A 26,454-nucleotide genomic window follows, 5' to 3' on the forward strand; every position below is an offset into this window, starting at 1 on the left:
CCGAAAATCCTTCCCTGCGAAGCAATTGTGTCGCGCCGCCGATTCGCCTAAACCGGCCGCGGACGCAAGCGGGGAAAGCTTCAACATCATGGGAAAGACCGTTCTGGTCGTCGAGGATAACGAGCTTAATCTGCGCCTGTTCTGCGACCTGCTCAACGCCCATGGCTATAGCGCGCATCCGGTGCGCGACGGACGCGATGCGCTCGCCAAGGCGCGCGAAATCGCGCCCGACCTCATTATCATGGACATCCAGCTGCCGCACGTCAGCGGGCTCGAATTGATCGGCCAGATGAAGGCCGACCTGACGCTGCGCGCAGTGCCGATCATGGCCGTCACCGCCTATGCCGGGAAGGGCGACGAGGAACAGATTCGCGCCGCGGGCGCCGAGGCCTATGTCTCGAAGCCGATTTCGGTCATCAAATTCATCGAAAGCGTCGGCGCTTTCGCCTGACCCTAATTCCGCGGCGCCTGCCGACGGTAGCTCAGCGCTTCGGCAATATGGACGCGGCCGATCGAATCGGCGCTGGCAAGATCGGCGATCGTTCGCGCGACGCGCAGCATGCGGGTATAGCCGCGCGCCGACAGCCGCATCGCCTCGGCCGCCTGCGCCAGCAATTGCCGCCCCGGTTCGTCGGGGGTCGCGACCGCTTCCAGCAACTCGCCGTCGATCTCGGCATTGGTGCGCACCTTGTGTGCGGCATAGCGGGTGGTCTGGACCGCGCGCGCCGCGGCGACGCGCGCCGCGACTTCGGCGCTGCCCTCGGCGGGCGGCGGCAGCGTCAGGTCGGCGGCGCTCACCGCCTCGACCTCGACGTGCAGGTCGATCCGGTCGAGCAGCGGTCCCGACAGCTTGGCCTGATAATCGGCGGCGCAGCGCGGGGCGCGGCTGCAGGCGAGCGCCGGGTCGCCGAGATGGCCGCAGCGGCACGGGTTCATCGCCGCGACAAGCTGCACGCGCGCCGGAAAGGTGACATGGGCATTGGCGCGCGCAACGCTGACCTCGCCGGTTTCGAGCGGCTGGCGCAGGCTGTCGAGCACGCCGCGCTGGAATTCGGGCAGTTCGTCGAGAAACAGCACCCCCAGATGCGCCAGGCTGACTTCGCCCGGGCGCACGCGCAGCCCGCCGCCGACCAGCGCGGGCATCGACGCCGAATGATGCGGCGCGCGGAAGGGTCGCGCACGCACCAGCCGCCCGCTTTCGAGCCCGCCCGCGACCGAGGCGATCATCGACACTTCGAGCGCTTCGGCGGGGGTCAGGTCGGGCAGGATGCCGGGCAGGCACGCCGCCATCAGCGATTTGCCCGCACCCGGCGGCCCGCTCATCAGCAGATTGTGCCCGCCGGCGGCCGCGATTTCGAGTGCGCGCTTGGCGGTTTCCTGCCCCTTGACCTGCGCCAGGTCGGCGGTGCGCCGCGGCGGCTCGACTTCGCCGGGAACGGGCGGGGAAAGCGTCGCGGTGCCGCGAAAATGGTTGAGCAGCGCGAGCAGGTCGGTCGCCGCCAGCACCTCGACATTGCCCGCCCATGCCGCTTCGGGGCCTTGCGCCGCGGGGCAGATCAGCCCGCGCTCGACGCTGCCCGCGTGCAGCGCGGCGAGCAGCACGCCGGGTGAGGCGGCGACCCGTCCGTCGAGTCCCAGCTCGCCGACGACGACATAGGCGCCCAGCGTCTCGGCATCGACGACGCCCATCGCGCCGAGCAGCGCCAGCGCGATCGGCAGATCGTAATGCGACCCTTCCTTGGGCAGATCGGCGGGCGACAGATTGACGGTGATCCGCTTGGGCGGCAGCGCGAGGCCGATCGCCGACAGCGCGGCGCGCACGCGTTCGCGGCTCTCGGCGACCGCCTTGTCGGGCAGGCCGACGACCGCGAAGGCGGGCACGCCCGGTGCGATCTGGCACTGGACCTCGACGCCCCGCGCTTCGAGCCCGAGATAGGCGACGGTAGAAACGATCGCGACCATTTTGCCCCCATAGTGGCGCAGATTGTGCCTGCTTTGTTCTGCGTTCCGTCATAAGCCAAGTGCCGGAAAGGTCGAGTCCTTTCGGCGCCATCCTGGATGCGTCCCCCGCACCTCTTTACAACATACCGACCAGTTGGTATGTAAGCATTCATGACCGCGACTCACTCATCGTCCGACCCGCTTCCGGCCCCTCGCGCACCGCGCGGCAGTGCGCGCGACAAGCTGATCGCCGCCGCGCATCAGGAGGTGCGGCGTCAGGGCTATGCCGCGACCACGGTCGACCAGATCTGCGCCGCCGCGGGCGTGACCAAGGGCGCCTTTTTCCATCATTTCGAATCGAAGGAGGCGCTGGCGGTCGCCGCGGCCGAGGCCTGGACCGAACGCGCGCGGCCAATGTTCGACATGCTGCCGCACACGAAGCTGGAGGACCCGCTCGACCGGCTGCTCGGCCATATCGATTTCCGTTTTTCGCTGCTGCACGGCCCGGTCGACGGCTTCACCTGCTTCGTCGGGACGATGGTGCAGGATGCCTATGCCACCAGCGAGCCGATCCGGCTGGCGTGCGAGGCGAGCATCGCCGCCTATTGCGAAGCGCTCGCCCCCGACATCGAAGCCGCGATGCAGGCCTATGGCGCGCCCGCGGGGATGAGCGCGCTCGATCTCGCGCGGCACATCCAGTCGGTGCTGCAGGGCGGCTTCGTTCTGGCGAAAACGACCAATGACCCGGCGATTGCGCGGGAAAGTGTCGCGCATCTGACGCGTTATGTCCGCATGCTGTTCGGGCGGACCTGACCAATAATCCCCCCAGGAAGAGGAGTGTTCCCCATGCCCAAGATGATTTTCGTCAACCTGCCCGTCGGCGATCTCGCCCGGTCGATGGCCTTTTACGAGGCGCTCGGCTTCACCAACGAACCGCGCTTCACCGACGAAACTGCGGCGGCGATGGTCTGGTCCGACAGTATCTTCGTGATGCTGCTGACGCACGACAAGTGGCAGAGCTTCACCGATCGCCCGATCCCGCCGACCAGCGCCAGCGAGGTGTCGCTCGCGCTCGCGATGGACGACCGCGCGGCGGTCGACGCGATGATCGCCGCCGGCGCGGCGCACGGCGGCACCGCCGACATCAACCCGGTGCAGGATCATGGCTTCATGTACGGCCGCGACCTCCTCGATCCCGACGGCCATGTCTGGGGGCCGTTCTGGATGGACCCCGCCGTCGCGAACGGCGAGGCGGCGGTCCCCGAGGTGTCGCAATGAGTTTCCAGGCGTATCTCGACAATGTCGAGGCCAAGACCGGCAAGTCGGCCGAGGCGCTGCGCGCGCTCGCCGTCGAGCGCGGCCTCGCCGACGCGGGCGGGCTTGCCGCCGGGGTGAAGGCGGGCGCGGTGGTCGACTGGTTGAAGCAGGATTTCGACCTCGGCCATGGCCACGCCATGTCGATCGTCGCGTTCATCAAGGGCAAAAGGGAGTAGGGCCATGGGCGTCAAATCCGATGCGGCGATCGAAATCACCGCTTTCGACTGGGTTCCCGATTTCGCGCAGGGCTTCGTCCGCGACCTGCGTCCGCGCTGGGCGTGCGAGGAAATGGGCGTCGATTATGCCGAGCGGCTGATCAGCGCGGTCAACCGGCCGGCCGATCATTATCGCGACCAGCCGTGGGGGCAGGTGCCGGTGCTGCGCGACGGCAATGTCCGCCTGTTCGAAAGCGGCGCGATCCTGCTCCATCTCGCCGAACAGGACGCCGCGCTGCTGCCGCGCGACCCGCAAGGGCGCGCCACGGTGACGAGCTGGCTCTTCGCCGCCTACAACAGCGTCGAACCGCTGATGTTCGAACTGTCGAACATAGAGATTTTCGCGGCGGGCGAGGAATGGGCGCGGCTGCGCCGTCCCGGCCTGCTCGAATTCATTCGCACCCGGCTCGGCAAGCTTGCGGAGGCGCTGGGCAACCGGCCGTATCTCGCGGGCGACTTCAGCGTCGCCGATATCGCGATGGCGACGGTGCTGCGCGAAGGGATAGAGGCGGGCGTCGTCGCCGAACATCCGCGGCTCGAAACCTATCTCGCGCGCTGCCTCGACCGCCCCGCCTTCGGCCGTGCGCTCGCGGCGCAGCTCGCCGCCTTCACCGAGGAGCCGAGCGCCGCATGACCTGATCCCCCTGGAAAGAAAAATGGAGAGAGACGATGACCTATGTCGAAGGCTTTGTGCTGGCGGTGCCTGCCAATGCGAAGGACGCCTATCGCGAGCATGCCGCCGATGCGGTGGCGCTGTTCAAGGAATTCGGCGTTCGCCGCCATGTCGAATGCTGGGGCGATGACGTCCCCGTCGGCAAGGTCAACGACTTCCGCACCGCGGTGCAGGCAAAGGAAGGCGAGGAGATCGTCTTTTCCTGGTTCGAATATCCCGACCGCGCGGTGCGCGACGCCGCGACCGAAAAGATGATGAGCGATCCGCGTATGCAGGCGATGGGCGCGGCAATGCCCTTCGACGGCCAGCGGATGATCGTTGCGGGCTTCGCCTCGATCGTCGAGGAAGGGCTGGGCGGCCCGATGGGGTATACCGACGGCTTTGTGGTCGCGGTTCCGACCGCCAATCGCGACGCCTATCGCGCGCTCGCCGAAAAGGCCGCGGTCGTTTTTCTCGATCATGGCGCGACGCGCGTCCTCGAATGCTGGGGCGACGATGTACCGGACGGCAAGGTCACCGACTATCGCCGCGCGGCCCACGCCGAAGCGGACGAAAATATCGTGTTCAGCTGGATCGAATGGCCCGACAAGGAAACGCGCGTCGCGGGTTGGGACAAGATCATGGCCGACGACCGTATGCGGCACGACCCGGCCGACCAGTGCTTCGACGGCAAGCGCATGATCTACGGCGGCTTCGCGCCGATCCTCGACGCCTGACCTCAGGGCCCTTCCTTCCCCAGATACGAAACGGAGAATGATGATGACGAACCCCAAGGGCAGCTTCATCTGGTACGAACTGATGACCGGCGATCCCGATGGCGCGGCGCGCTTCTATGGCGCCGTCGTCGGCTGGACGATTGCGGGCGCCGCCGATCCCGCGGCGCCTGGTGGGGTCGATTACCGCATGATCGGGCGCAGCGACGGCGGCAATGCTGGCGGCATGCTGGCGCTCAATGCCGATATGCTCGCGGGCGGCGCGCGGCCGGGCTGGCTCGGCTATCTCTACACGCCCGATGTCGATGCGGCGGTCGCCGCGATCACCGCCGACGGCGGCAGCGTCCATATGCCCGCGACCGACCTGCCCGTCGGCCGCATCGCGATGGTCAGCGATCCGCAGGGCGCGCCCTTCTATGTCATGAACCCGGTGCCGCCGCCGGGCATGGAGGGCATGACGAGCGACGTCTTTTCGGTGACCGAGGCGCAGCATGTCCGCTGGAACGAGCTGTCGACCGACGACCCCGAAGCCGCGATCGCCTTCTACCGCCGCCACTTCGGCTGGGGGCAGGAGGGCGCGATGGATATGGGCGCGATGGGCAGCTACCGCTTCCTGCAGCTTGGCGACATCGGCATCGGCGCGGTCATGCCGCGCATGCCGCAGATGCCGGTGTCCGCCTGGACCTATTATATCGGCGTCGACGACATCGACCGCGCGCTGGCTGCCGTTGCCGCCGAGGGCGGGCAACTGCTCAGCGGCCCGCATGAAATCCCCGGCGGCGAATTTTCCGCAACCGGGCTCGACCCGCAGGGCGCCGCCTTCGGCCTCGTCGGCCCGCGCCGCTGAACCGAAAGAAGGGAGAGAGACGATGGAGAATCAAGGGCCGACCGGCGGACTGACCCCGCATATCGCGATCGCCGACAAGCGCGCGAGCGAGGCGATCGAATTCTACAAACAGGCGTTCGGCGCCGTCGAACAGGTGCGGATGCCGGCCGAGGACGGCGTGCGGCTGATGCATGCGCATCTGCATATCAACGGATCGTCGCTGATGATGCACGACGATTTCCCCGAATATTCGGACCAGGCGATGGCCGCGCCGTCGGGCGTGACGCTGCACCTGCAGGTCGACGATGCCGACCGCTGGTACGACCGCGCGATCGCGGTGGGCGCGACGTCGGTGATGGCACCCGAAAATATGTTCTGGGGCGATCGCTACGCCCAGGTGAAGGACCCGTTCGGCCACCTCTGGTCGATCGGCCATCCGCTGAAGGGAGAAGGATGATGGGCAAGCCCCCCGTGACGCTGTGCCTCTGGTACGACAAGGATGCCGAAGAAGCGGCGCAATTTTACGCCGCGACCTTTCCCGACAGCGCGGTCGGACCGGTCCACCGCGCCCCCGGCGATTTTCCCGGCGGGAAGGAAGGCGATGCGCTGACCGTCGAGTTCACCGTTCTGGGTATCGCGTGCGTCGGGCTGAATGGCGGCCCGATCTTTCCGCACAGCGAGGCTTTTTCCTTTCAGGTGTCGACCGAAACGCAGGAAGAAACCGACCGCTATTGGAACGCCATCGTCGGCAACGGCGGTGCCGAAAGCGCGTGCGGATGGTGCAAGGACAAATGGGGCCTCAACTGGCAGATCACCCCGCGGATCCTGATCGAAGCGACGACGAGCAGCGACAAGGGGGTGGCGAAGCGCGCCTTCGATGCGATGATGACGATGAAAAAGATCGACATCGCGGCGATCGAGGCCGCGGTGCGGGGTGACGCCGTTGGCGCGGCGTAGCCCCTTCCTCTTCGCCTGGGCGCTCTGCGGCACGCTCGACATCCTCTATGCTGCGGTGTGGAGCGTGCTCGCGGGCAGCGATCCCGGGCGGATGCTACGCGGCGTCGCCAAGGGCCCCTTTGGCGACGGTGCTGCCGACTGGGGCGCGGCGGGCGCGCTCGCGGGGCTCGCTACCCACTATGCGATCATGGCGGCGATGGTCGGCGTCTGGTTCGCCGCGGCGGCGCGAATCCCCGCGCTGCGCAGGCCGTGGTGGCTCAGCGGCACGCTTTACGGCGTCATCCTCTATCTGGTGATGAACGCGATCGTGCTGCCGCTGCGTTTCGGCGCACCCTTTCCGCCTGCCGATCTCGCCAACGGCGCGATCGCATTATTTCCGCATATCGCTTTCATCGGCCTGCCGCTTGCGTGGCTGTCGATGCGGCAGGAGAATGACCGATGATCCTCTATGGCCACCCCTTTTCCTCCTATACGTGGAAGGCGCAGATCGCCTTTTACGAAAAGGAGGTCGCGCACGAATTCCGCGCGATTGAGACCGAGCCGCCCTTCACCCATTATGACGAACTGCGGGCGCATTGGCCGGTCGGGCAATTTCCGCTGATCGTCGATGACGGGCGCCCGCTGTTCGAGGCGAGCATCATCGCCGAATATCTCGATCAGCGCTCGGACGCCGGCCCGCGGCTGATTCCTGCCGATCCGCAGGCGGCGCTGGAGGTGCGCTTCCTCGACCGGATATTCGACAATCATTTCCAGGCGCGCTTTCAGGCCGCGGTGGCCGAATATCTGCCCTTCATCACCGAAACGCCCGATCTGGCCCGCGTCGCCCGCGCGCGCGATCAGCTCGAACAAGTCTATGGCTGGCTCGAGTTGCGGCTCGGCGATGATGGCTGGGCGACGCCCCATGGTTTCACGCTCGCCGATTGCGCCGCGGCGCCGGCGCTCTTCTATGCCGACTGGGTGCATCCGATCGACCCGGCTCACGCCAAAGTGCGCGCCTACCGCGCCCGCCTGCTCGCGCGGCCGTCGGTGGCGCGCTGCGTCGAGGATGCGCGGCCCTATCGCAGCTATTTCCCGCTGGGCGCCCCCGACCGCGACTGAGCCTCCGCGTTCCGAACTGACTGGGGGCGTCCCGATATGCGGTTAACGCCGCGCTGACGGTGGTGCTTTGCCATTTGGGAACCGCGCGCGCGCGAAGGCGAGGCGATGGTTTCGCCTGTCGCCCCCGCCGCGCTTCTCCGGACGCTGCTCGTCGCGTTGTTCGCGGCGCTGCTCGCCTTCGCGCCGGCGCAGGCGCGGGCGCAGCAGCTCGTGACAATCACGACCACGGTGACGACTACCGTGACATGGGTCGATGATGACGCGCCCGATGCCGGGGATGCGGACGCCGACGAAGCCGACGCGGTCGCGGCCGGCGACGACACCGCCGCCCTGCTCGACGATGCCGCGGTTGCGGGTGCGGCCGATCTGGGCGCGACGCGGCGCTACGCCCCCGGCGCCGGGCTGGCGACGCGCGGCCCGGCGCAGGCGCGCTTTGGTCCCTTTGCGGTCGTCGACGGCACGACGGCGCGGATGAGCGGCGATGTCGATGATGCGACGCCGCGCCAGTTCGCCGCGATGCTCGCGGCCTTTCCGGGTGTAAAGCGGCTGGAGATGATCGACTGCCCCGGCAGCCTCGATGAAGAGGCCAATCTGATTCTCGCCCGCGCGATTCGCCGGGCGGGTCTGGAAACCGTCGTCCCGAGCGGCGGTTCGGTGCGGTCGGGTGCGGTCGAGCTCTGGCTCGCCGGTTCCACCCGCCGCGCCGCTCCCGATGCCGAATTCGGCGTCCACAGCTGGGCCGACGAATATGGGCGTGAGGCAAAGGACTATCCCGCCAGCGATCCCGTCCATGCCGAATATATCGGCCTCTACCGCGAAATGGGCATGGACGATGCCCATGCCCGCGCCTTCTATGCGCTGACCAACGCCACCCCCTTCGATCAGGTGCGCTACCTGACCCGCGACGATATGGCGCGCTTCGTCCCGCTGAACTGAGTATCGCCGTCGCTCCATTGGGAAGGGCCGGTTGCGGCCGTATTTTGCCATATCCATCATCGTCATGCCGGACTTGATGCGGGATGACGAAAAAGGCGTCGGCGCGCCGAGCTGCCTTACCCTTGCAACACGCCTCGACGCTCCCCACATCGCCCGGCATGGCAAAGCGCGGCTTATACCAGCGATTGCGATCGAACGCGCAGGTGCGTAGCGCGCTGTTCTGCCTCGGCGGGCTGCTGATGATCGTCGCCGTGTTGATCGGCCCGTTACCCGGCCCCGGCTTCATCATCCTGTTTCCGGTCGGGCTGATGCTGGTCCTGCAGAACAGCGCCTGGGCAAAACGCCGCTATGTCCGCTTCAAGCGCCGCCATCCGCGCTATGGTGCCTGGACCGACCGCGTCATGCGCCGGGTCAGCGCCGCGCGCCGCCGCGCCCGCGCCGCGCTCGAGGCGCTCGATGCGGATTGATCGCGATCGGGCATCGAGGGCGATTGACTTTCGCCCGACTCTCGCTTATCCGCGCCTCGATCAGCGGCCGCCCTCGCTTGGCGGCCCTTTTTCGTTGCACCGATTGAAGAGAATTTGGGGATACCGCGATGAAGCGCACCTATCAACCGAGCCGCCTCGTGCGCAAGCGCCGTCACGGCTTCCGCGCCCGCAAGGCGACCGTCGGCGGCCGCAAGGTTCTCGCCGCCCGCCGCGCGCGCGGCCGCAAGAAGCTGTCGGCCTAATCGCCGACGCTTCGCCGCCAGCCCAAAAGGAGCTGGGGCTGGTGCGATCGCTTTCCAAACGCAGCGAATTTCTGGCCGCCAACCGCGGCCTTCGCTTTCCCATGCCCGGCTTTGTCCTGCTCGTGCGTTCGCGCGGCGACGGCGACGATGCGCCGGGCATCGGCTTTACCGTCAGCAAGAAGGTCGGCAACGCCGTCACCCGCAACCGGATGAAGCGCCGTTTCCGCGCTCTCGCCCGGGCGGTGATCCCCGCGCGGGGAATCGCCGGCGCCGACCATGTGATGATCGGGCGGCCGGGCGGCAACGACATCGCTTTTGCCGAGCTGGGTGAGCATCTCGATTCGGCGCTGCAGCGCGCGGCGAAGAAGCTGGCGAAATGACCGGCTGTCCTACATTGTTCCGATGGCATAGCGTCCAGACATGACCCCATCCGTTTCACGCCGCAAACCGCGAATCGCGAATGAAGTTGCGCAGTTTTCTGCGGATATGCGCTCCGTGCCCCTTCCCGACCCGAGTCATGGCGCCGCAATTGGTGCAAGCGCGTGTGAAGTTGCGCATTTTTCCGGGCGTTTTCCATGATTGCCCGCTTGCTCATCCTGATCGCCCGTGCCTGGCAATTGGGCCCGTCGCGCATCCTGCCGCCGACGTGCCGCTATGCGCCGTCGTGCAGCGAATATGCGATCATAGCGCTGAAACGCCATGGTGCGATCAAGGGTGGCTGGCTGGCGACAAAGCGGCTATTGCGCTGCCATCCTTGGGGCGGCCACGGCTACGACCCCGTACCTTGATGCGGCATTTCCCCACATTGACCAGAAGAGAGACCGAAGAGCGTGGACGACAAGCGTAACCTGATCGCGGCAATTTTACTGTCGGTGGCGATCCTGCTCGGCTGGAATTTCGTTTCGGAGAAATTCTTTCCCACCCCGGCAAAGCCCGACGTGACCAAGACCGTCGCCGGCGCGCCCGGTGCGACCCCCGCGGCGACGCAGGGCCAGCCCGCCAGCGCGCCCCCATCCGGCACGCCCGCGGTCGCGGCGCCGGTCGCCAAGACGACGATTCTGCCGGTCGAGGCGGCGCTTGCCACGGGCAATCGGGTGCCGATCGAAACCCCGTCGCTCGCGGGATCGATCAACCTTGTCGGCGCGCGCATCGACGACATCACACTGACCAAATATCGCCAGACGATCGAAAAGAACGCGCCGCCGGTGCGCCTGTTCGCGCCGGGCAACAGCAAGGCCGCCTATTTCGCGAGCGTCGGCTGGTCGGCGCAGGGGATCGAGGTTCCGGGGCCGACCACGCTGTGGACCGCCAGCGGCACGAAGCTGACCCCGGCGACCCCGGTGACGCTCAGCTGGTCGAATACGACCGGCCAGACCTTCCGCGTCGAATATAGCATCGACGACAAGTATCTGATCACCGCGAAGCAGACGATCGCGAACGCGGGCAGCGCGCCGGTCGCGGCAAGCAGCTTCGCACTGCTCGACCGCCTCGGCAAGCCGACCGACCCGCACGAAAAGGACAGCGTCACTATTCATGTGGGGCCGACGGGCTTCGTAGACGGAAAGTCCGAGTTCGATGTCGATTACCAGAATCTCGATAATGGGGAGGCCTTCAAATATAATTCGGCGGCGTGGCTCGGCTTCACCGACAAATATTGGCTCGCCGCGGTGATCCCGGCGAAGGGCGAACGCGTCACCGCGTCGATCACCGCGCCGGCCGCGGACAATTATCAGACGCTGTTCGCGCGCGACTTCAAACAGGTGGCGCCGGGAACGCAGGTGTCGACCACCAGCCGTATCTTCGCCGGCGCGAAGGAAGTCAGCATCCTGTCGCATTATCAGGACCAGCAGGGCATCACGCGCCTGTCGAACGCGATCGACTGGGGCTGGTTCGAATTTTTCGAAAAGCCGATCTTCAAGCTGCTCGACTGGCTGTTCCGCCAGATCGGCAATTTCGGCGTCGCGATCATGCTGCTCACCGTCATCATTCGCGGCCTGATGTTCCCGATCGCGCAGCGTCAGTTCCATTCGATGGCGCAAATGCGCCTCGTCCAGCCCAAGATGAAGGCGCTGCAGGAACGTCACAAGGACGACAAGCCGAAGATGCAGCAGGAGCTGATGAAGCTCTACAAGGACGAAAAGATCAATCCGCTCGCGGGCTGTCTGCCGATCGTCATCCAGATTCCGATCTTCTATGCGCTCTACAAGGTGCTGATGCTGACGATCGAAATGCGGCACCAGCCCTTCGCATTGTGGATTCGCGACCTGTCGGCGCCCGATCCGCTGCACTTCCTAAACCTCTTCGGCCTGCTGCCCTTCACGCCGCCGTCGCTGCTCGCGCTCGGGCCGCTCGCGCTGCTCCTGGGCATCACCATGTTCCTGCAGTTCCGCCTCAATCCGCAGGCGACCGATCCGGTGCAGCAACAGGTGTTCAAGATCATGCCGTGGATGTTCATGTTCATCATGGCGCCCTTCGCGGCGGGCCTGCTGCTTTACTGGATCACCAACAACTGCCTGTCGATCGCGCAGCAGCAGTGGATGTATCGCAAATTCCCGCAGCTTCGGGCGGCGCCGGTAAAGTGAGCGAGATCGATCCGGCGGCCGAAGATCGCGGCGAACGCGCCCGCAAGCTGTTTGCGGGTCCGATCGCCTTTCTGAAATCGGCGCCCGCACTCCAGCATCTGCCCGCGCCGAGCGTGCCGGAGATCGCCTTTGCCGGCCGCTCGAACGTCGGCAAATCGTCGCTGCTCAACGCGCTGACCAATCGCAACGGGCTTGCTCGCACCTCGGTCACGCCGGGGCGCACGCAGGAGCTCAACTATTTCGACGTCGGCAATCCGCTGGTGTTCCGCCTTGTCGACATGCCGGGCTATGGCTTTGCGAAGGCGCCCAAGGATGTCGTCAAGAAATGGCGTTTTCTGGTCAATGACTATCTGCGCGGGCGTCAGGTACTCAAACGGACGCTGGTGCTGATCGACAGCCGGCACGGCTTCAAGGATGTCGACCGCGAGGTGCTCGAAATGCTCGACACCGCTGCGGTCAGCTACCGCGTCGTGCTGACCAAGGCCGACAAAATCAAGGCGAGCGAACTCGCCGCGGTCCACGCCGCCACCGAGGCCGAGGCCCGCAAGCATCCCGCCGCGCACCCCGAGGTGATCGTGACGAGCAGCGAAAAGGGCATGGGCATCGCCGAGCTGCGCACCGCGGTGCTGGAGGCGGTGGAGAGTTGACGAAATGTCTCCCCTCCCGCAAGCGGGATGGGAATATGGAGACCGCATGAAACTCTTCATCGGGAACAAGGCCTATTCGAGCTGGAGCCTGCGCGGCTGGCTCGCCACCCGCCACAGCGGTCTGCCGTTCGAGGAAGTCACGGTTCCGCTCTATGACGAGGACTGGAATCGCCGCCGCGAGGGCGATGAATTCGCGCCGTCGGGCGGCAAGGTGCCGATCCTGTGGGACGGCAGCGATATCGTCGTCTGGGACAGTCTGGCGATCATCGACTATCTCAACGAAAAAACGGGCGGCGCCCGCGGCTATTGGCCTGCCGACATGGCGGCGCGCGCAATGGCGCGGTCGATGGCGGCCGAAATGCACGCCAGCTTCTCGGCGCTACGCCGCCACCACAGCATGAACATCCGCCGCATCTATCCCGCCGCGGAGCTGTTGCCCGAGGTGCAGGCCGACGTCGTCCGCATCCTCCAGATCTGGGCCGAGGCGCGCGCGCGGTTCGGGGGCGAGGGCGATTATCTGTTCGGCGACTGGTCGGCCGCCGACATGATGTTCGCGCCGGTCGTGACGCGCTTCATCACCTATTCGATCCCGTTGCCGCGCTTTGCCCTGCCTTACTGCCAGGCGGTCGTCAGCCATCCGCATATGCAGGAATGGATCGGCGGCGCGCAGGCCGAAGACTGGGTCATCGAGCAGTTCGAAGGCGCGCAGCAGGACTGACGCACCGACCCGCCAGTGCGCTCAGAAACTCTGCTCGTCGTAGATTTTCGACAGGTCGTGATGCCAGGCACCCTCGTACCGGTCGAGCAGGTCGTGGGCGGGCGATTTGCCGCTCTTGGCGATACGCCGCAACGGTTCGAGGAAGCCGACCTCGTTATCGCCCATCGAATTGACCTCGCCCCGCGCCGCCAGGCCCGCGGCCGCGATATCGAGGACGCGGTGCGCAAGTTCGCCGAGCGTCCCGCCGCCGGGCGCCGGCGCGTCGAGGCCCTCGCTGGGCACCGCATCGCGCAGCGCCTGCTGTTCTTCGATGCTCCAGCCCTTGACCAGATCCCATGCGGCATCGAGCGCGCCCTGATCGTAGAGCAGCCCGACCCAGAGTGCAGGCAACGCGCAGATGCGGTTCCACGGGCCGCCGTCGGCGCCGCGCATTTCGAGAAAGCTCTTCAAACGCACTTCAGGGAAGGCGGTCGACAGATGGTCGTTCCAATCGGAAAGCCGCGGCAATTCGCCCGGCAGGACCGCCAGCTCGCCCTTCATGAAATCGCGGAAGCTGAGGCCCGCGGCGTCGATATACTGGCCGTCGCGGAAGACGAAATACATCGGCACGTCGAGCATGTAATCGACATAGCGTTCATAGCCGAAGCCATCCTCGAACACGAAGGGCAGCATACCGGTGCGCGCCGGATCGGTGTCGGTCCAGATATGGCTCCGGTACGACATGAAGCCGTTGGGGCGGCCCTCGGTAAAGGGCGAGGAAGCAAAGAGAGCGGTCGCGAGCGGCTGAAGCGCCAGGCTCACCCGGAACTTCTGCACCATGTCGGCCTCGCTCGCATAGTCGAGGTTGGTCTGGATGGTGCAGGTGCGCAGCATCATGTCGAGCCCCATGCTGCCGACGCGCGGCATATGGTTCAGCATGATCTTGTAGCGGCCCTTGGGCATGACCGGCAGTTCGGCGCGCGTCTTGTCGGGCCACATGCCGACGCCGAGGAAGCCGAGCCCGAGCTCGGCGCCGACTTCCTTGACCTGCTTCAGGTGGCGGCCGGTTTCGGCGCAGGTCTGGTGCAGATTTTCGAGCGGCGCGCCCGACAGTTCAAGCTGGCCCGCGGGTTCCAGGCTGACGGTGCCGTCGCTGCCCGCGAGCGCGATGACATGGCCGCCCTCGATCACCGGCTCCCAGCCGAAACGCGTGAGCGCCATCAGAAGGTCGCGGATACCTCCGGGTTCGTCGTAGCTCGGCGCCCGGTGATCGCTGGTGCGATAGACGAATTTCTCGTGCTCGGTGCCGATCCGCCACCGCTCCTTGGGCTTTTCGCCCTTGATCATGGGGGCCGCGAGCTGGTCGCGGCTTTCGATGATGGGATCGTTTTGATCTGAAACCTGCCGCGTGCTCATGGCAGCGCATGTAAGCGGCCTCGCGGCATCTTGGAAGGGGTCAGTTGACGGTTACGTCGAAGACCGTTGCAAAGGCGCTGCCGGGGCCAAGTGCCGCGGTCGAGGCCGACACCGTTGTCCCCGCGATTGCGGCGCCGAACGGGTCGCTTTCGTCGGCCCCCGTGGCATTGTCGTCTTCCCCGGTCGTCGCGCCGGCACAGCTCGTGCCGCTGCGCAGCGAACCGGGAACGAAGCTGGTCGTCGCGGGCAGCGGGTCGGCGACGTAGATCGCCGTCGCGGTCGCGCTGCCGCCGTTGGTCACCAGCAGGCAATAGCGCATGGTGGCACCGGGAATCGCCTTGGGATTGGTCGTGCCGTTGACCGGATCGCTGACGATGCTGCTCGTCTTCGCGATCAGCAGATTGGCGACCGGACGGCAGAAATTGATGTCGTGAATCGCCATGCCCTGCTGCCCCGGATTCGCCGGGGCAAGGCTGTGGCTGCCATATTCGATGGTGATGGTGTCGACCGGCGCGGCAAAGGTGACGACGACATTGCCGTTGGCGCTGCCGTCGGCGGAGGTGGCGTCGCCATAGGCGCTGTTGCCGACGACATAATTGGCGACGCCGTTGGTCAGCGTTGGATAGACGATGGTGCCGTTGAAGCTGCCGGTAACGGTCACGCGGTCGGCGAACTGGCCCGAGGCATAATCGATGTCGAACAGCGTGAATTGGGCGCCCGGCACTGCGGTCGGCAGACTGATCGTCGACGTGACGACGCCCGCCTGGCTTGTGAAGTCGACGATCTCGAAGATCGAATATTGCGCAGGCGACAGCCCGCCGGTGACGACATTCTGCCGTGTCGGCGACTGGCCGCCATAGGTGGCGTTGCTCAGAAAGCTGCCGCCGCTGATCGCGATGTTGAAGTTCATCGTGCCGATGGCGGTCAGCGCATAGCTGCCGCTCGCCGTGCCGGCGGACCAGCTCACGCTGTCCCAATCGTGCAGCGTCGATCCGGCCGGGCAGATCAGCACCGGCGGCACGCCCGCGACGCGGCTGCCCGAGACGGTGAAACTGGCTGCGGCATAATCATCTTCGCCGGTCGCGCCATTGCCCGGCGTCGAATCGAGGTCGGGTGCCGAAGATGCCGTGATTTCGGCGCTGTTGAGGATCGTCGCGCCGGATGTCGCGTTGACCGTGCCGCTGATCGTCAGCGTGCGGGTCGCACCCGGCGGGACGCTGCCGACCGTCCAGACGCCGGTCGTACTGTTATAGCTGCCGAATCCGGTCGCGCTCGTGAAGCTGAAGCCCGTGGGCAGCGTGTCCTGCACGGTGACGCCGGTCGCGGTCGCCGGCGATCCGCTCGCATTGGTGACGGCCAGCGTGTAGCTGATGCTCGATCCCGTCGCCGGAGCCGCACTGCTGACGCTCTTGGTCAGCGACAGATCGGCATAGTTGGCGGGCAGACTGGTCAGATACAGGTCGGCGCGGACGAAATTGCCGTTGTCCGCCTGCGGATATTGATCGCAAATCTCGAGCCGCCATGTGCCTTGCGCATTTTCGCCGTTGAACGCCGACAGCGGCGAATTGGGGCTGAAGTCGTTTTGATAGGGCGGCGCGCTGATCGAATGGGTTACGCTATTTCCGTCGGTGTTGACCGTCTGCGCGCCGCCGTCGTTCAGCCGCACGTTGAAATTGTCACCCGAAATATTGTTGGTGTCGCCATTCACAAGCTGGACCCGCGTGCCCGCCGGCGACTGCAATGTGATCCTGAGGTCGCCGCGCCACGTATGGGTTGCGAGGACGCCAAGATCGACGTCGCCGACGATATAGCTGGTCGATACCGTGAAATTGCGGACGAGCGGCGATGAACAGGGGGTGCCGTTGCTGATCGCGCCGCCGGTCGTGTTGCTGTATGTCGTGGTGGTCTGCGCACGGGCAGCGGGTGCAACGACGAGCGCCATCGCCAGCCACAGGAGCATGGTCCATGCCCTGATTGGCAGCGTCCGCTGGCCCCCACGCCAGCGTCCTCGGCTTTGGTCCCGCCGTTGCATGGCGACCCTCTGCCCGCGACATCCCTAATTTGGAGTTAATAACTGCCAGTTTGGCAGCATTCTTGTTTCAATATGAAACATCTTCTAACCGCCGCGCCAGTCGCCATGCTGCGCCATCCATAGCGCCGTTGCTGCAATCGCGGCCGTTTCGGCCCGCAGGATACGCGGTCCCAGCGCGATACGCTTAACCGAATCATGGTCGATCAGCATCGCGCGTTCGCGGTCGGTGAAACCGCCTTCTGGGCCGGTCAGAATGGCAGCGGGGGCGGGTGCCGCGACCGCAGCGAACGGAGCCCCGCCGGCTTCGTCGGCGAAGAGTAGCGCGCGACCGACCGGCCAGTCTTTCAACAGCTGGGGGAGTTTGACCGGATCGGCGAGGTCGGGGAGCGCGGTCCGGCCGCATTGTTCGCAGGCCTCGACAATCTGTGCAGCGAGCCGCTCCTGCTTGACGCGCTCGACGATGGTGCGTTCGGTGATGACGGGCTGGAGCCGCGCGACGCCGAGTTCGGTTGCCTTTTCGATGATCCAGTCGAGCCGCGCCTTTTTCACCGGGGCAAAACAGAGCCAGAGGTCGGGCACGCGTTCGATCGGGCGCATCTGGTGTTCGATGCGGATCGAAAGCGCCCGCCTCGACGCTTCGGCGACCGCGCCGAGCCACTCGCCGCTGCGATTGTCGAACAGCAGCAGCGGATCGCCCGGCTTCGCGCGCATGACGTTTAGCAGATAATGCGCCGCCGGTCCGTCGAGCGCCACCATCGCGCCGGCGGCAAGCGGCGTGTCGGTATAGAGTCGGGGCGTGCTGGCGGGCGGCCAGGCAGGTGTCGCGGGCATGGCTGGGCGATAGCAGAGGCACAATCTTCGCGCATCTTTTGCTTTGCGCGGGCTCGATTGTTCCGTTTCGGGCCAGAATCCCCGAAAAACTGCCATTCCCGGTCAGGCCGATTAGCGATTTGGTAAGCAGTTTCCCCCTAGGTGCAAGGCTACCAGCCGCGCATCTGGTGGGTCGCGCGACCGGGCCAAGAGGGGTTTTAGACCATGCGAGGGACCGTTTTCAGCCGCCTGCGGGCCGGCATCTCGACCTTCTGCCGCGATACGCGCGGCAACACGATGATGCTGACGGCGGGCGCGCTCGTGCCGATCGTGGCGCTCGTAGGGTCGGGCGTCGATATCGGCCGTGCCTATATGGCCGAGCTTCGCCTGCAGCAGGCGTGCGATGCGGGCGTGCTCGCGGGCCGCCGCGCGATGCAGGGCGGCGATTATGATTCGAACGCCGAAGGCGAAGCGAACAAGATGTTCGCCTTCAACTTCCCGTCGGGGATGTATGCAAGCAGCGGCGTCGATTTCAAATCGAAGGCGCAGGGGACGTCGAACGTCGTCGGCGAAGCCAAGGTTACGCTGCCCACCGATATCATGAAAATATTCGGGACCAAGCAATTCGACCTTGCGGTCAACTGTACCGCGAAGCTGGAAATCTCGAACGCCGACATCATGATGGTCCTCGACGTTACCGGATCGATGGCGACGACCAATTCGGGCGACTCGGTCAACCGCATCAGCGCGCTCAAGACCGCGACGATGAACTTCTTCGACACGCTGACCACCGCCGATGTCGGCGATGGTCGCCTGCGTTTCGGCGTCGTGCCGTACAGCTCGAGCGCCAATGTCGGCCAGATTCTCTACGCGAAGAATCCCGACTGGCTAGCAAACAGCGTCCTTCTGCCGTCACGTACCCCCAACTACAACGGTTGGGAAACTGGAACGACGGTAAACGGCACGGGGACCAACGGAGCGACGACCCAGGCGGTGCCTTGGAAGGATACAAGCACAACGATATCGGGCAAAAATAGCACGAGCTGCGGCCAGACCGCGTCGCCCGCCAACTCTACGGCGACGACGAGCGGTTCGCCAACTACCACCCAAACTGGTCAATATATGGATAGTTCGGGAAATCGGGTCACCAACAATAATGTAGCCCAAAATTACCAATATTATGAATATCGCTATGCGTGGAATAGCAGCAAGAGCAAATGCTATCTGCAGAGTCGTACCATGCAGTATACAACAACTACGCCGCAAACGGTGACTCAGCCGCCGAAGTTCGATAATTCTTATACCTATCAAGATCGTATCTTCGACGTCAGCGCAGCAAAGGCCGGATCTGCGATCAGCACCAATACCGGCGACTTAGGGGCCAACTATTCGGCAACTTGGGGCGGTTGCGTGATCGAACGCAAAACGGTGGCATTCGGCCCCAGTCAGTCGGCGCCCTCGGACGCGCTCGACATGGATGTGGATACCGCACCTGGCAGCGACGACGACACCAAGTGGAAGGTGCTGATCCCAGAAATCGCGTTTCCCCGCGCCAGCGGTCCGGGAAGTACGCCATCGACGACAGGCGCCATCTCAGTCAGCATAACCGACTCGCGCGGGCGGCAGGTTATCACGCCGGACTCGAGTTCGAACGGCAGCTGGCAGCGTTACTCCAAATATTGGAGCAATGGCTGGGGCGTCTGCCCTGCGCCGTCGATGAAGCTGACGACGATGACGGCGAGCGACCGTTCCAGCTTCAACACCTACATCAACGCCTTGCAGCCCGTCGGCGGCACCTATCATGATTCGGGCATGGTCTGGGGCATCCGCCTCTTGTCGCCCGACGGCATGTTTGCCGACGAAAATGCCGAAGCGCCGAACAAGCGCCCGATCAGCCGCCATATCGTCTTCATGACTGACGGCGACATGTCGGCGAATATGGGGAATTTGAGCTTCCAGGGCTATGAATGGACGATGCAGCGTGTCGGCGGAACCAACGACAGCAATCTGACCGACCGGCACAACAACCGCTTCCTCCAGCTTTGCGAAAAGGCGAAGGCGAAGAATATCACCATCTGGGTGGTCGGCTTCGGCACCTCGCTCAACACCCAGCTCACGACCTGCGCGACGCCGGGCAAGGCCTATGAAGCCTCCAACGCTTCGCAGCTCAACGACAATTTCCAGGCGATCGCGCGCCAGATTTCGAAGCTGAGGCTCTCGCAATGATCCGGATACCGTCGCTCCTCCGCCGCCTTCGCCGCCACCAGCGCGGCACGGCGATCCTGGAATTCGCGCTGATCGCGCCGGTCTTCATCCTGCTGTTGATGGGCCTGTTCGATTATACGTGGCAGATGTACGCCAAGCAGGTGCTGCAAGGTGCCGTCAGCAACGCGGCGCGGGCCTCGACCCTCGAAACGGCGGCGTCGAGCCAGACGCTGATCGACGCGGCGGTGCGCGATCAGGTTCAGAATGTCTTTCCCGGCGCCCCGGTCACTTTCACCCGCAAATCCTATGAAAGTTTCAACGACGTCGGCAAGCCCGAGCCCTTCACCGATGCCAACAACAACAACCGCTATGATTCGGGTGAATGTTTCGAAGATCGCAACGGCAACAATAATTGGGATGCCGACCAGGGTGCGAACGGCAACGGCGGCGCCGAGGATGTCGTGCTCTATACCGCGAAGATGAAGTTCGAACGCATTTTGCCGGTGTGGCGCATGCTCGGCCAGCCGCCGGAAACCTATCTCTACGCGACGACCGTGCTCCGCAACCAGCCGTATAACGTCAATACCGTGACGAGTAAGGTGATATGCCACTGACCCGCATCCTTGCCCACGCCCGGCGCAGCACCGCCCGGCTGGTGCGCTTCGCGCGCGACGACAAGGCCGTCGTGCTCATCGAAACCGCCTTCACGATGCCGCTGCTCGTGTTTCTTGGCTTCGGGGGGCTGGAGATCGCCAATCTGACGCTGGCGAACACGCGCATCAGCCAGGTGGCGCTGAGCGCCGCCGATAACGCATCGCGTATCGCCTATGGCAGCGACCTGTCGCTGCCGCGGGTGCGCGAAGTCGATATCAATGAGGTCTTCGCAGGCGTCGAGGAGCAGTCGCGCGGGCTGGACTTCAAGGCGCACGGCCGCATCATCCTGTCGAGCCTCGAGCGCAACTCGAGCGGCGGCCAGTGGATACACTGGCAACGCTGCTATGGGAATTATCCGGTGAATTCGGCCTATGGTCTGCAAGGGACCGGCAAGACGGGCACCGCATTCAAAGGGATGGGCAAACCGGGCGCGGAAGTCACCGCATCGACCGGGACCGCCGTGATGTTCGTCGAAGTCACTTACCAATATCAGCCGCTTGCCTTTGCCGCTTGGCTCGGGCCGCGCGTCATCCGCACGACCGCGGCTTTCAATATCCGCGAAGGCCGCGACCTGCAGGGCCCGGCGGGCGGCGACGGCGTCTATAATCCGTCGCCGGCGGCAACGAAGATGACCTGCACCTGATCCGCGCGGGGCGCGGCCGAACGCCGATGCCCCATTTATTGTCGCCGCGCCGCCTGCTATCGCGCGGGCGGCGATGACAGCGACGCACACCCCCGACAGCCAGCATCAGGGCTTTCTGACGATCCTGCCCGCAGGCATGCGCCCCTATGCGCTGCTTGCGCGCTTCGACCGGCCGATCGGCTGGTGGCTGCTCTATTGGCCCTGCGCCTGGGGTGTGGCGCTGGCGGGTGGAGCCTGGTCGCACTGGCCGCTGCTGCTATGGATGCTGCTCGGCGCGATCGTGATGCGCGGCGCGGGCTGCGTCTACAACGACATCGTCGACCGCGACCTCGACGCGAAGGTGGCGCGCACCGCGGTGCGTCCGGTCGCGAGCGGCGAAGTGTCGGTGCGCAACGCCCTGATGTGGACATTGCTGCTGTCGATGATCGGGCTCGTTGTACTGCTGCGCCTGCCCCTGCCGGCGCAGATCGTCGCGGTGGCGAGTCTCGCGCTGGTCGCCGCCTATCCCTTCATGAAGCGGATCACCTGGTGGCCGCAGGCATGGCTCGGCCTTGTCTTCAGTTGGGGCGCGCTCGTCGGCTGGATCGCGGTCGGCGGCGGCGCGAACGATCAAGGCGGGCTGGCGCTGCCCTTCCTCTATGCGGGAACGATCGCCTGGGTGATCGGCTATGATACCATCTATGCGCTTCAGGATATCGAAGATGACGCGCTCGTCGGCGTGAAATCGAGCGCGCGCGCGATGGGGCGGCATGTGAAGGCCGGCGTCGCGCTCTGCTACGCCGTAGCGCTTGGCGGCTGGGCGGGGGCGCTCTGGAATGTTCGTCCCGATGCCCTCGTGCTTGTTGCCTTGATCCCCGCCGCGCTGCACCTGACGGGGCAGGTCGTCACGCTCGACCCCGACAATGGCGCCGACGCGCTCGCCAAATTCCGCAGCAATCGTTTTGCGGGGTTGCTGGTCTTCGCGGCGATGCTGGTGGTCGGCAGCGCGCCCTGACGCGGGCGCCTATTCGGCCGCAAGCAGTTCTTCGGCGCCGCCAAGGTCGACCGAGACGAGGCGGCTGACGCCCTTTTCGATCATCGTCACCCCGAACAGGCGATGCATGCGCGCCATCGTCACCGCATTGTGGGTGACGATCAGATAGCGGGTCTTCGTCTCGCGCGTCATCCGGTCGAGCAGGTCGCAGAAGCGTTCGATATTGGCGTCATCGAGCGGCGCATCGACTTCGTCGAGGACGCAGATCGGCGCCGGATTGGTCAGGAAAAGGCCGAAGATCAACGCGACGGCGGTCAGCGCCTGTTCGCCGCCCGAGAGCAGGGTCAGCGTGCCGAGGCGCTTGCCCGGCGGCTGCGCCATGATCTCCAGCCCGGCCTCGAGCGGATCGTCCGAATCGACGAGTTCGAGATGCGCCTGCCCGCCGTTGAACAGCGTGGTGAACAGGCGCTGGAAATGTTCGTTCACCGTCGCGAAGGCGGCGAGCAGGCGAACGCGACCCTCGCGGTTGAGATTGCCGATCGACCCGCGCAGCCGGTTGACCGCTTGTTGCAGCTCCTCGATCTCGGCGGCGCTTCGTTCGCGTTCGACGTCGAGTTCGGCAAGCTCATCGGCGGCGACGAGGTTGACCGGCCCCAGCCGCTCGCGTTCGCCGATCAGCCGGTCGTGCGCGGCCGACTCGGCACTTGCATCGTCGACGCCATCGCTCTCGAACCCGACCTTCTGCGGTAGCAAGGGGGGCGGACATTCGAAGCGCTCGCCCGACAGGCGCCCCATTTCGATGCGGCGCAGCTCGGCATTTTCGGAGCGTGCCACCGCGCCGGCGCGTGTCTCGCGCGCCGCGGCGACGCGCTCGCGGATCGTCGTCAGCGCCGCTTCGGCTTCGCGCAGCGCCGCTTCGGCTTCGCGCTCCTGCGCCTCGGCGGCGCCCGCCTTGCCGCGCACCTCCGCCTGCCGGGCCGCCGCGGCTTCGCTATCGGCGGCGAGCTTTCCGGGCAGGCCCGCAAGCTTCGCCGCTTCGGTTGTCAGCGCTTCTGCGCGCTTGTCCATGTCGGTCACACGCCGTGCCGCTTCGCCCGCGCGCGCCTTCCAACTCTTGATCTCGGCACCGACGACCGCGTGCCGCTCGCTGAGCCCGGCGAGCGCGCGCTCATGATCGGCGAGCGCGTCGCGTGCGCCATTGGCGTCGCTGCGGGCGCGGTCGGTTGCACTTTCTTCACCCTCAAGCGCCGCGCGCGCGAGGCTGTCGTCGGGGAGCGCGGCGAGCGCCGCCTCCTTTGCGGCAAGGTCCGCAGCGGCGTCGCTCCCGGCCGCCGCAATTTCGGCGAGCCGACGGTCGAACAGCGCGGCGGCGTCGCGGTGACGGTCGAGCGCGGCCTGCGCCTGATCGGCGGCACGCAGCGCGGTGCGGCGTGCCTCGTCGGCGCTCGCGAGCGCCCTGCGCGCCGCCGCGGCGGCGTCGGTTCGCTCGGCAAGCTGCGTTGCCGCAGTATCGCGGCGATCCTGCAATTCCTGCACCCCGAGTTCGACTTGCGGGCGCTGCGCGGCGAGCGCGTCGAGTCGATTCTGCCGTTGCAGCCGCTCGGTCGCCGTCGCGCCGTCGCCGCGCGTGACGAAACCATCCCAGCGGCGCATCACGCCGTCCAGGGTGACCAGCCGTTGGCCGACGGCGAGCGGTTGGCCGGTGTCGCGATCGGCAACTGCAATCTGCGCGAGCCGCCGCGCGAGCGCCGGGGGCGCCTGGACAAAGGCTGCGAGCGGCTGCGTGCCTGCCGGCAGCGCCGGGTCGTTCTTGTCGGCATCGGCGCCGCCCCAGCTGCGCGCGGAGTCGCGGTCGGTCCCGGCGTCGAGATCGTCGCCGAGCGCGGCGGCGAGGGCCGCCTCGTGGCCCGGCGTCACGCGCAGCCGGTCGAGGATGCGGTCTTCGTCGGTGCGTGCGGCGGCGAGCGCGCGTTCGAGCGTTGCCGCCTCCCCGTCGAGCGCGGCGAGCGCCGCACGCGCTTCGGCAAGACCGGCATCGATTGCGCCAAGATCGGCCGCGATCGCTTCGCGGTCGGCCTCGGCCTCGTGCAGCGCGGTTTCCGCGGCAGCTATCGCCGCTTCGGCCTGTTCGACGCTGCGGGCGCTTTCGGCCTGCGTCGCGGCGAGGGCGGCGCTGTCGCCCAATGCGGCGATTTCCGCCTCGACCCGCTGACGGTCGCCGGCGATGCGCCGGACGGCGGCCTCGGCCGTGTCGCGCGCCGACACCGCTATGCGGCGGTCGGCGGCTTCGCTCGCCGCCTTCGCTCGTGCCTGCGCGAGTGCGACCTCGGCATCGCGGAGGCGTGCCTGCGCCGCCTGATGCGCCTCGACCAGCGCCGCCTTGCCCGCGTCGTGCGCGGCAATGTCCTGCGTCAGGCGCTTCGCTTCGGCGTCGAGCGCGGTCAGGGCGGCATGGGCGTCGCGCGCCAATTCGCCCTCGCGCGCCCGGTCCTCGGCGAGCCGCGCCTGCTGCGCCGCCAGATCGTCGAGCCGTTGCCGCGCGGCACGTTCCTCGCCCTGCAGGCGGACAAGCGTCGCGGTCGCCTCGGCGAGTGCATCGCGCTGTGCCTGCGCCTCGGCGCGCGCGCTACCGACGCGCGTCGCCACTTCGACCTGCGCGGCGGAAACGGTTTCGAGTTCGGTCTGCGCGGCCTTCACGGCAGCTTCGGCGGCATCGGCGTCGCGGCGCGCCTGATCGGCGACGGCGGCGGCATCGCGCCAGCGCGCGTAGATCAGCCGGCCTTCGGCGATACGGATATCGTCGCTGAGTTTGCGATATTTTTCCGCCGCCCGCGCCTGACGGCGCAGCGCATTTGCGCGCACTTCCATGTCGGCGACGATTTCGGACAGGCGATTGAGGTTGGTTTCGGTCGCGCGCAGCTTTTGCTCGGCATCCTTGCGGCGGACGTGCAAACCAGCGATGCCCGCCGCTTCCTCCAGCATCGCGCGGCGGTCGGTCGGCTTGGCGGCTATGACGTTCGCGATCTTGCCCTGACTGACGAGGGCGGGGCTGTGCGCGCCGGTCGCGGCGTCGGCAAAGATCAGCGCGACATCCTTGGCGCGGACGTCGCGTCCGTTGGCGCGATAGGCGCTGCCCGCGCCGCGTTCGATACGGCGGATGATCTCGAGTTCATGCCCTTCGCTCGCGTCGGACAGGCCCGCGACGACATTGCCTTCGGTATCGCAATGGATGGCAACCTCGGCAAAATCGCGCGGCGGGCGCTGCGACGTGCCGGCGAAGATCACATCCTCCATCCCGCCGCCGCGCATGGATTTGGGGCTCGATTCGCCCATCACCCAGCGGATCGCTTCGAGCAGGTTTGATTTACCGCAGCCGTTCGGACCGACGACGCCGGTCAGCCCGGGTTCGATCCGCAATTCGGTTGGCTCGACGAAGCTTTTGAAACCGGTCAGGCGCAGGCGTCTTATCTGCACGAAGCCACCTCGTGCAGGTCAGCGAATCGGAGCCGGTGCAACCTTGCTGTCACATATCCCCCTGGCACCGTCATGGCGCGTGGGCGGTCGAGTCGCAAGGGGTGCCGCCTCCCCGTCGCGGGCGGCGGGGAGGACTATTGCCTTTAGCGGGCGCCCATGGTGCGCAGGCGGTCACGCAGCGGGCCCCAGGTGGTGATGCCCTCGGCGACCTGGCCGTTGATGACGAAGGTGGGCGTGCCCTGGATCTTGAACTGTTCGATGCCCTTGTTGGTCATCTGCTCAAGCTTGCTGATATTGTCGACGTTCGACAGGCAGGCGTTGATCTGGTCGGCGGTTACGCCGCGCGACTGGAAGAACTCTTCAAGCTTCCCGGCCTTGGCGAGCGCGGGAAAGCGCTGCGCGGGGGGCAGCGCCATCGCGGCTTCGCCGCCCTTGGGATTGGCCTGCGCGCCGGCGAACAGTTCGGCTTGCGAGGCAAAGACGTTTTCCTGTAGCGGGAAATAGCGATCGACCGGGCTGCAATGCGCGACCGCCGCGGCCATCGCGTCGAGCGGATCGCGGATGAAGTTGCGCACTTCCAAGCTGACACGGCCGCTGTCGATGAAGTCGCGCTTGATCTCTTCGTGGCTTTCCTTCGAGAAATCGGCGCAGTGCGAGCAGGTCAGCGACGCATATTCGATGATCTTGATCGGCGCGTCGGGGTTACCCATCAGATAGCCGCCCTCGGCGGTCTTGGTGACCGTTGTCGACCATTGCTTGCCTGCGGGTGCCGCGACCTTGGCGACGACCGCCTGTTCCTTCGACTGGTCGGTCGTGCCCTTGCCGCAGCCGGCGAGCGCAAGGGCGCCGATCGAGGCGAGAAGGATCGGGCGAAGGGGCAATCTGGTCATTGGGGATAGTCTCCGGATAATTCGC

At 66.1% G+C, this 26,454-nt stretch carries 29 protein-coding genes and 1 pseudogene; 24 read left to right on the plus strand and 6 right to left on the minus strand.

Annotated features, from left to right (window positions below; all coding sequences use genetic code 11):
- Window positions 1-88 precede the first annotated feature (88 nt).
- On the plus strand, window positions 89-451 hold the full coding sequence (locus tag STE01S_RS14915; protein ID WP_003046733.1) for a response regulator: 363 nt from the start codon (window positions 89-91) through the stop codon (window positions 449-451).
- A 2-nt stretch (window positions 452-453) separates the two neighbouring features.
- On the opposite strand, the gene STE01S_RS14920 is transcribed toward STE01S_RS14915, so the two are convergent.
- The gene (locus STE01S_RS14920; RefSeq protein WP_062769074.1) at window positions 454-1,962 is read right to left on the minus strand and encodes a YifB family Mg chelatase-like AAA ATPase; all 1,509 of its coding nucleotides are present in this window, start codon (window positions 1,960-1,962) and stop codon (window positions 454-456) included.
- Window positions 1,963-2,112: 150 nt separating this feature from the next.
- Here STE01S_RS14920 and STE01S_RS14925 point away from each other — a divergent pair, with 150 nt between their 5' ends.
- The 19 genes and pseudogenes from STE01S_RS14925 to STE01S_RS15010 all read left to right on the plus strand — a co-directional run bounded on the left by STE01S_RS14925 (window position 2,113) and on the right by STE01S_RS15010 (window position 13,353).
- Window positions 2,113-2,754: a TetR/AcrR family transcriptional regulator gene (locus STE01S_RS14925; protein ID WP_058810994.1), complete on the plus strand. Its 642-nt coding sequence runs from the start codon at window positions 2,113-2,115 to the stop codon at window positions 2,752-2,754.
- 33 nt (window positions 2,755-2,787) lie between these two features.
- Entirely contained in the window at window positions 2,788-3,219 is a 432-nt protein-coding gene (locus STE01S_RS14930) for a VOC family protein (RefSeq protein WP_062769077.1), read from the plus strand.
- A complete protein-coding gene (locus tag STE01S_RS14935) occupies window positions 3,216-3,434 on the plus strand; it encodes a DUF4287 domain-containing protein (RefSeq protein ID WP_062769080.1) in 219 nt (72 codons plus the stop codon). The genes STE01S_RS14930 and STE01S_RS14935 overlap by 4 nt, the downstream gene beginning before the upstream one ends.
- Before the next feature lie 4 nt (window positions 3,435-3,438).
- Window positions 3,439-4,107 (plus strand): glutathione S-transferase family protein, encoded by a 669-nt coding sequence (locus STE01S_RS14940; RefSeq protein ID WP_062769083.1) that lies wholly within the window; start codon window positions 3,439-3,441, stop codon window positions 4,105-4,107.
- Window positions 4,108-4,142: 35 nt separating this feature from the next.
- Window positions 4,143-4,439 (plus strand): annotated as a pseudogene (locus STE01S_RS20845) (DUF1428 domain-containing protein); the annotation flags it as partial.
- Window positions 4,440-4,508: 69 nt separating this feature from the next.
- Window positions 4,509-4,862, plus strand: a complete 354-nt coding sequence (locus tag STE01S_RS20850) for a DUF1428 domain-containing protein (RefSeq protein WP_255265973.1) — start codon at window positions 4,509-4,511, stop codon at window positions 4,860-4,862.
- 43 nt (window positions 4,863-4,905) lie between these two features.
- On the plus strand, window positions 4,906-5,706 hold the full coding sequence (locus STE01S_RS14950; protein WP_062769199.1) for a VOC family protein: 801 nt from the start codon (window positions 4,906-4,908) through the stop codon (window positions 5,704-5,706).
- A gap of 22 nt (window positions 5,707-5,728) precedes the next feature.
- The gene (locus STE01S_RS14955) at window positions 5,729-6,142 is read left to right on the plus strand and encodes a VOC family protein (protein ID WP_062769086.1); all 414 of its coding nucleotides are present in this window, start codon (window positions 5,729-5,731) and stop codon (window positions 6,140-6,142) included.
- Window positions 6,139-6,642: a VOC family protein gene (locus STE01S_RS14960; protein WP_062769089.1), complete on the plus strand. Its 504-nt coding sequence runs from the start codon at window positions 6,139-6,141 to the stop codon at window positions 6,640-6,642. The genes STE01S_RS14955 and STE01S_RS14960 overlap by 4 nt, the downstream gene beginning before the upstream one ends.
- Complete coding sequence (locus STE01S_RS14965) at window positions 6,620-7,084, plus strand: hypothetical protein (protein ID WP_062769092.1); 465 nt, start codon at window positions 6,620-6,622, stop codon at window positions 7,082-7,084. The genes STE01S_RS14960 and STE01S_RS14965 overlap by 23 nt, the downstream gene beginning before the upstream one ends.
- The gene (locus tag STE01S_RS14970) at window positions 7,081-7,740 is read left to right on the plus strand and encodes a glutathione S-transferase family protein (protein WP_062769095.1); all 660 of its coding nucleotides are present in this window, start codon (window positions 7,081-7,083) and stop codon (window positions 7,738-7,740) included. Before STE01S_RS14965 ends, STE01S_RS14970 begins: the two co-directional genes overlap by 4 nt.
- Before the next feature lie 105 nt (window positions 7,741-7,845).
- A complete protein-coding gene (locus STE01S_RS14975) occupies window positions 7,846-8,676 on the plus strand; it encodes a hypothetical protein (RefSeq protein WP_062769098.1) in 831 nt (276 codons plus the stop codon).
- Window positions 8,677-8,834: 158 nt separating this feature from the next.
- Window positions 8,835-9,143, plus strand: a complete 309-nt coding sequence (locus STE01S_RS14980) for a PGPGW domain-containing protein (RefSeq protein ID WP_051066415.1) — start codon at window positions 8,835-8,837, stop codon at window positions 9,141-9,143.
- Window positions 9,144-9,271: 128 nt separating this feature from the next.
- Window positions 9,272-9,406, plus strand: coding sequence for a 50S ribosomal protein L34 (gene rpmH, locus STE01S_RS14985; protein ID WP_003046693.1), 135 nt, complete (start codon window positions 9,272-9,274; stop codon window positions 9,404-9,406).
- A 41-nt stretch (window positions 9,407-9,447) separates the two neighbouring features.
- Window positions 9,448-9,786 carry a ribonuclease P protein component gene (rnpA, locus tag STE01S_RS14990; RefSeq protein ID WP_062769101.1) on the plus strand — a complete coding sequence of 113 codons (339 nt, stop codon included), beginning with the start codon at window positions 9,448-9,450 and terminating at the stop codon, window positions 9,784-9,786.
- Window positions 9,787-9,981: 195 nt separating this feature from the next.
- Window positions 9,982-10,194 carry a membrane protein insertion efficiency factor YidD gene (gene yidD, locus STE01S_RS14995; RefSeq protein WP_003046687.1) on the plus strand — a complete coding sequence of 71 codons (213 nt, stop codon included), beginning with the start codon at window positions 9,982-9,984 and terminating at the stop codon, window positions 10,192-10,194.
- Between the two features lie 42 nt (window positions 10,195-10,236).
- Window positions 10,237-11,988, plus strand: coding sequence for a membrane protein insertase YidC (gene yidC, locus STE01S_RS15000; RefSeq protein ID WP_062769104.1), 1,752 nt, complete (start codon window positions 10,237-10,239; stop codon window positions 11,986-11,988).
- Window positions 11,985-12,635 carry a ribosome biogenesis GTP-binding protein YihA/YsxC gene (yihA, locus tag STE01S_RS15005; RefSeq protein ID WP_003046680.1) on the plus strand — a complete coding sequence of 217 codons (651 nt, stop codon included), beginning with the start codon at window positions 11,985-11,987 and terminating at the stop codon, window positions 12,633-12,635. Before yidC ends, yihA begins: the two co-directional genes overlap by 4 nt.
- A 46-nt stretch (window positions 12,636-12,681) precedes the next feature.
- Window positions 12,682-13,353 carry a glutathione S-transferase family protein gene (locus STE01S_RS15010; RefSeq protein ID WP_058811006.1) on the plus strand — a complete coding sequence of 224 codons (672 nt, stop codon included), beginning with the start codon at window positions 12,682-12,684 and terminating at the stop codon, window positions 13,351-13,353.
- A gap of 21 nt (window positions 13,354-13,374) precedes the next feature.
- Here STE01S_RS15010 and STE01S_RS15015 read toward each other — a convergent pair whose 3' ends face one another.
- The 3 genes from STE01S_RS15015 to STE01S_RS15025 form a co-directional block, all read right to left on the minus strand.
- Entirely contained in the window at window positions 13,375-14,748 is a 1,374-nt protein-coding gene (locus STE01S_RS15015) for a glutamate--cysteine ligase (protein WP_003046674.1), read from the minus strand.
- 40 nt (window positions 14,749-14,788) lie between these two features.
- Window positions 14,789-16,708 carry a proprotein convertase P-domain-containing protein gene (locus STE01S_RS15020; protein ID WP_062769107.1) on the minus strand — a complete coding sequence of 640 codons (1,920 nt, stop codon included), beginning with the start codon at window positions 16,706-16,708 and terminating at the stop codon, window positions 14,789-14,791.
- 156 nt (window positions 16,709-16,864) lie between these two features.
- Window positions 16,865-17,611: a 16S rRNA (uracil(1498)-N(3))-methyltransferase gene (locus tag STE01S_RS15025; RefSeq protein ID WP_062769110.1), complete on the minus strand. Its 747-nt coding sequence runs from the start codon at window positions 17,609-17,611 to the stop codon at window positions 16,865-16,867.
- Window positions 17,612-17,815: 204 nt separating this feature from the next.
- On the opposite strand from STE01S_RS15025, the gene STE01S_RS15030 reads away from it, so the two are divergent.
- From STE01S_RS15030 to ubiA, 4 genes are all read left to right on the plus strand, one after another.
- Window positions 17,816-19,816, plus strand: coding sequence for a TadE/TadG family type IV pilus assembly protein (locus STE01S_RS15030; protein ID WP_062769113.1), 2,001 nt, complete (start codon window positions 17,816-17,818; stop codon window positions 19,814-19,816).
- A complete protein-coding gene (locus STE01S_RS15035; RefSeq protein ID WP_062769115.1) occupies window positions 19,813-20,409 on the plus strand; it encodes a TadE/TadG family type IV pilus assembly protein in 597 nt (198 codons plus the stop codon). Before STE01S_RS15030 ends, STE01S_RS15035 begins: the two co-directional genes overlap by 4 nt.
- Complete coding sequence (locus STE01S_RS15040) at window positions 20,400-21,092, plus strand: TadE/TadG family type IV pilus assembly protein (protein WP_062769118.1); 693 nt, start codon at window positions 20,400-20,402, stop codon at window positions 21,090-21,092. Before STE01S_RS15035 ends, STE01S_RS15040 begins: the two co-directional genes overlap by 10 nt.
- A gap of 73 nt (window positions 21,093-21,165) precedes the next feature.
- Window positions 21,166-22,086, plus strand: a complete 921-nt coding sequence (gene ubiA / locus STE01S_RS15045) for a 4-hydroxybenzoate octaprenyltransferase (RefSeq protein WP_062769121.1) — start codon at window positions 21,166-21,168, stop codon at window positions 22,084-22,086.
- Between the two features lie 9 nt (window positions 22,087-22,095).
- On the opposite strand, the gene smc is transcribed toward ubiA, so the two are convergent.
- On the minus strand, window positions 22,096-25,539 hold the full coding sequence (gene smc / locus STE01S_RS15050) for a chromosome segregation protein SMC (protein WP_062769124.1): 3,444 nt from the start codon (window positions 25,537-25,539) through the stop codon (window positions 22,096-22,098).
- A gap of 143 nt (window positions 25,540-25,682) precedes the next feature.
- Complete coding sequence (locus STE01S_RS15055) at window positions 25,683-26,429, minus strand: thioredoxin domain-containing protein (protein WP_062769127.1); 747 nt, start codon at window positions 26,427-26,429, stop codon at window positions 25,683-25,685.
- Window positions 26,430-26,454 lie beyond the last annotated feature (25 nt).

Source organism: Sphingopyxis terrae subsp. terrae NBRC 15098 (genome assembly GCF_001598815.1).
Lineage (GTDB): Bacteria > Pseudomonadota > Alphaproteobacteria > Sphingomonadales > Sphingomonadaceae > Sphingopyxis > Sphingopyxis terrae.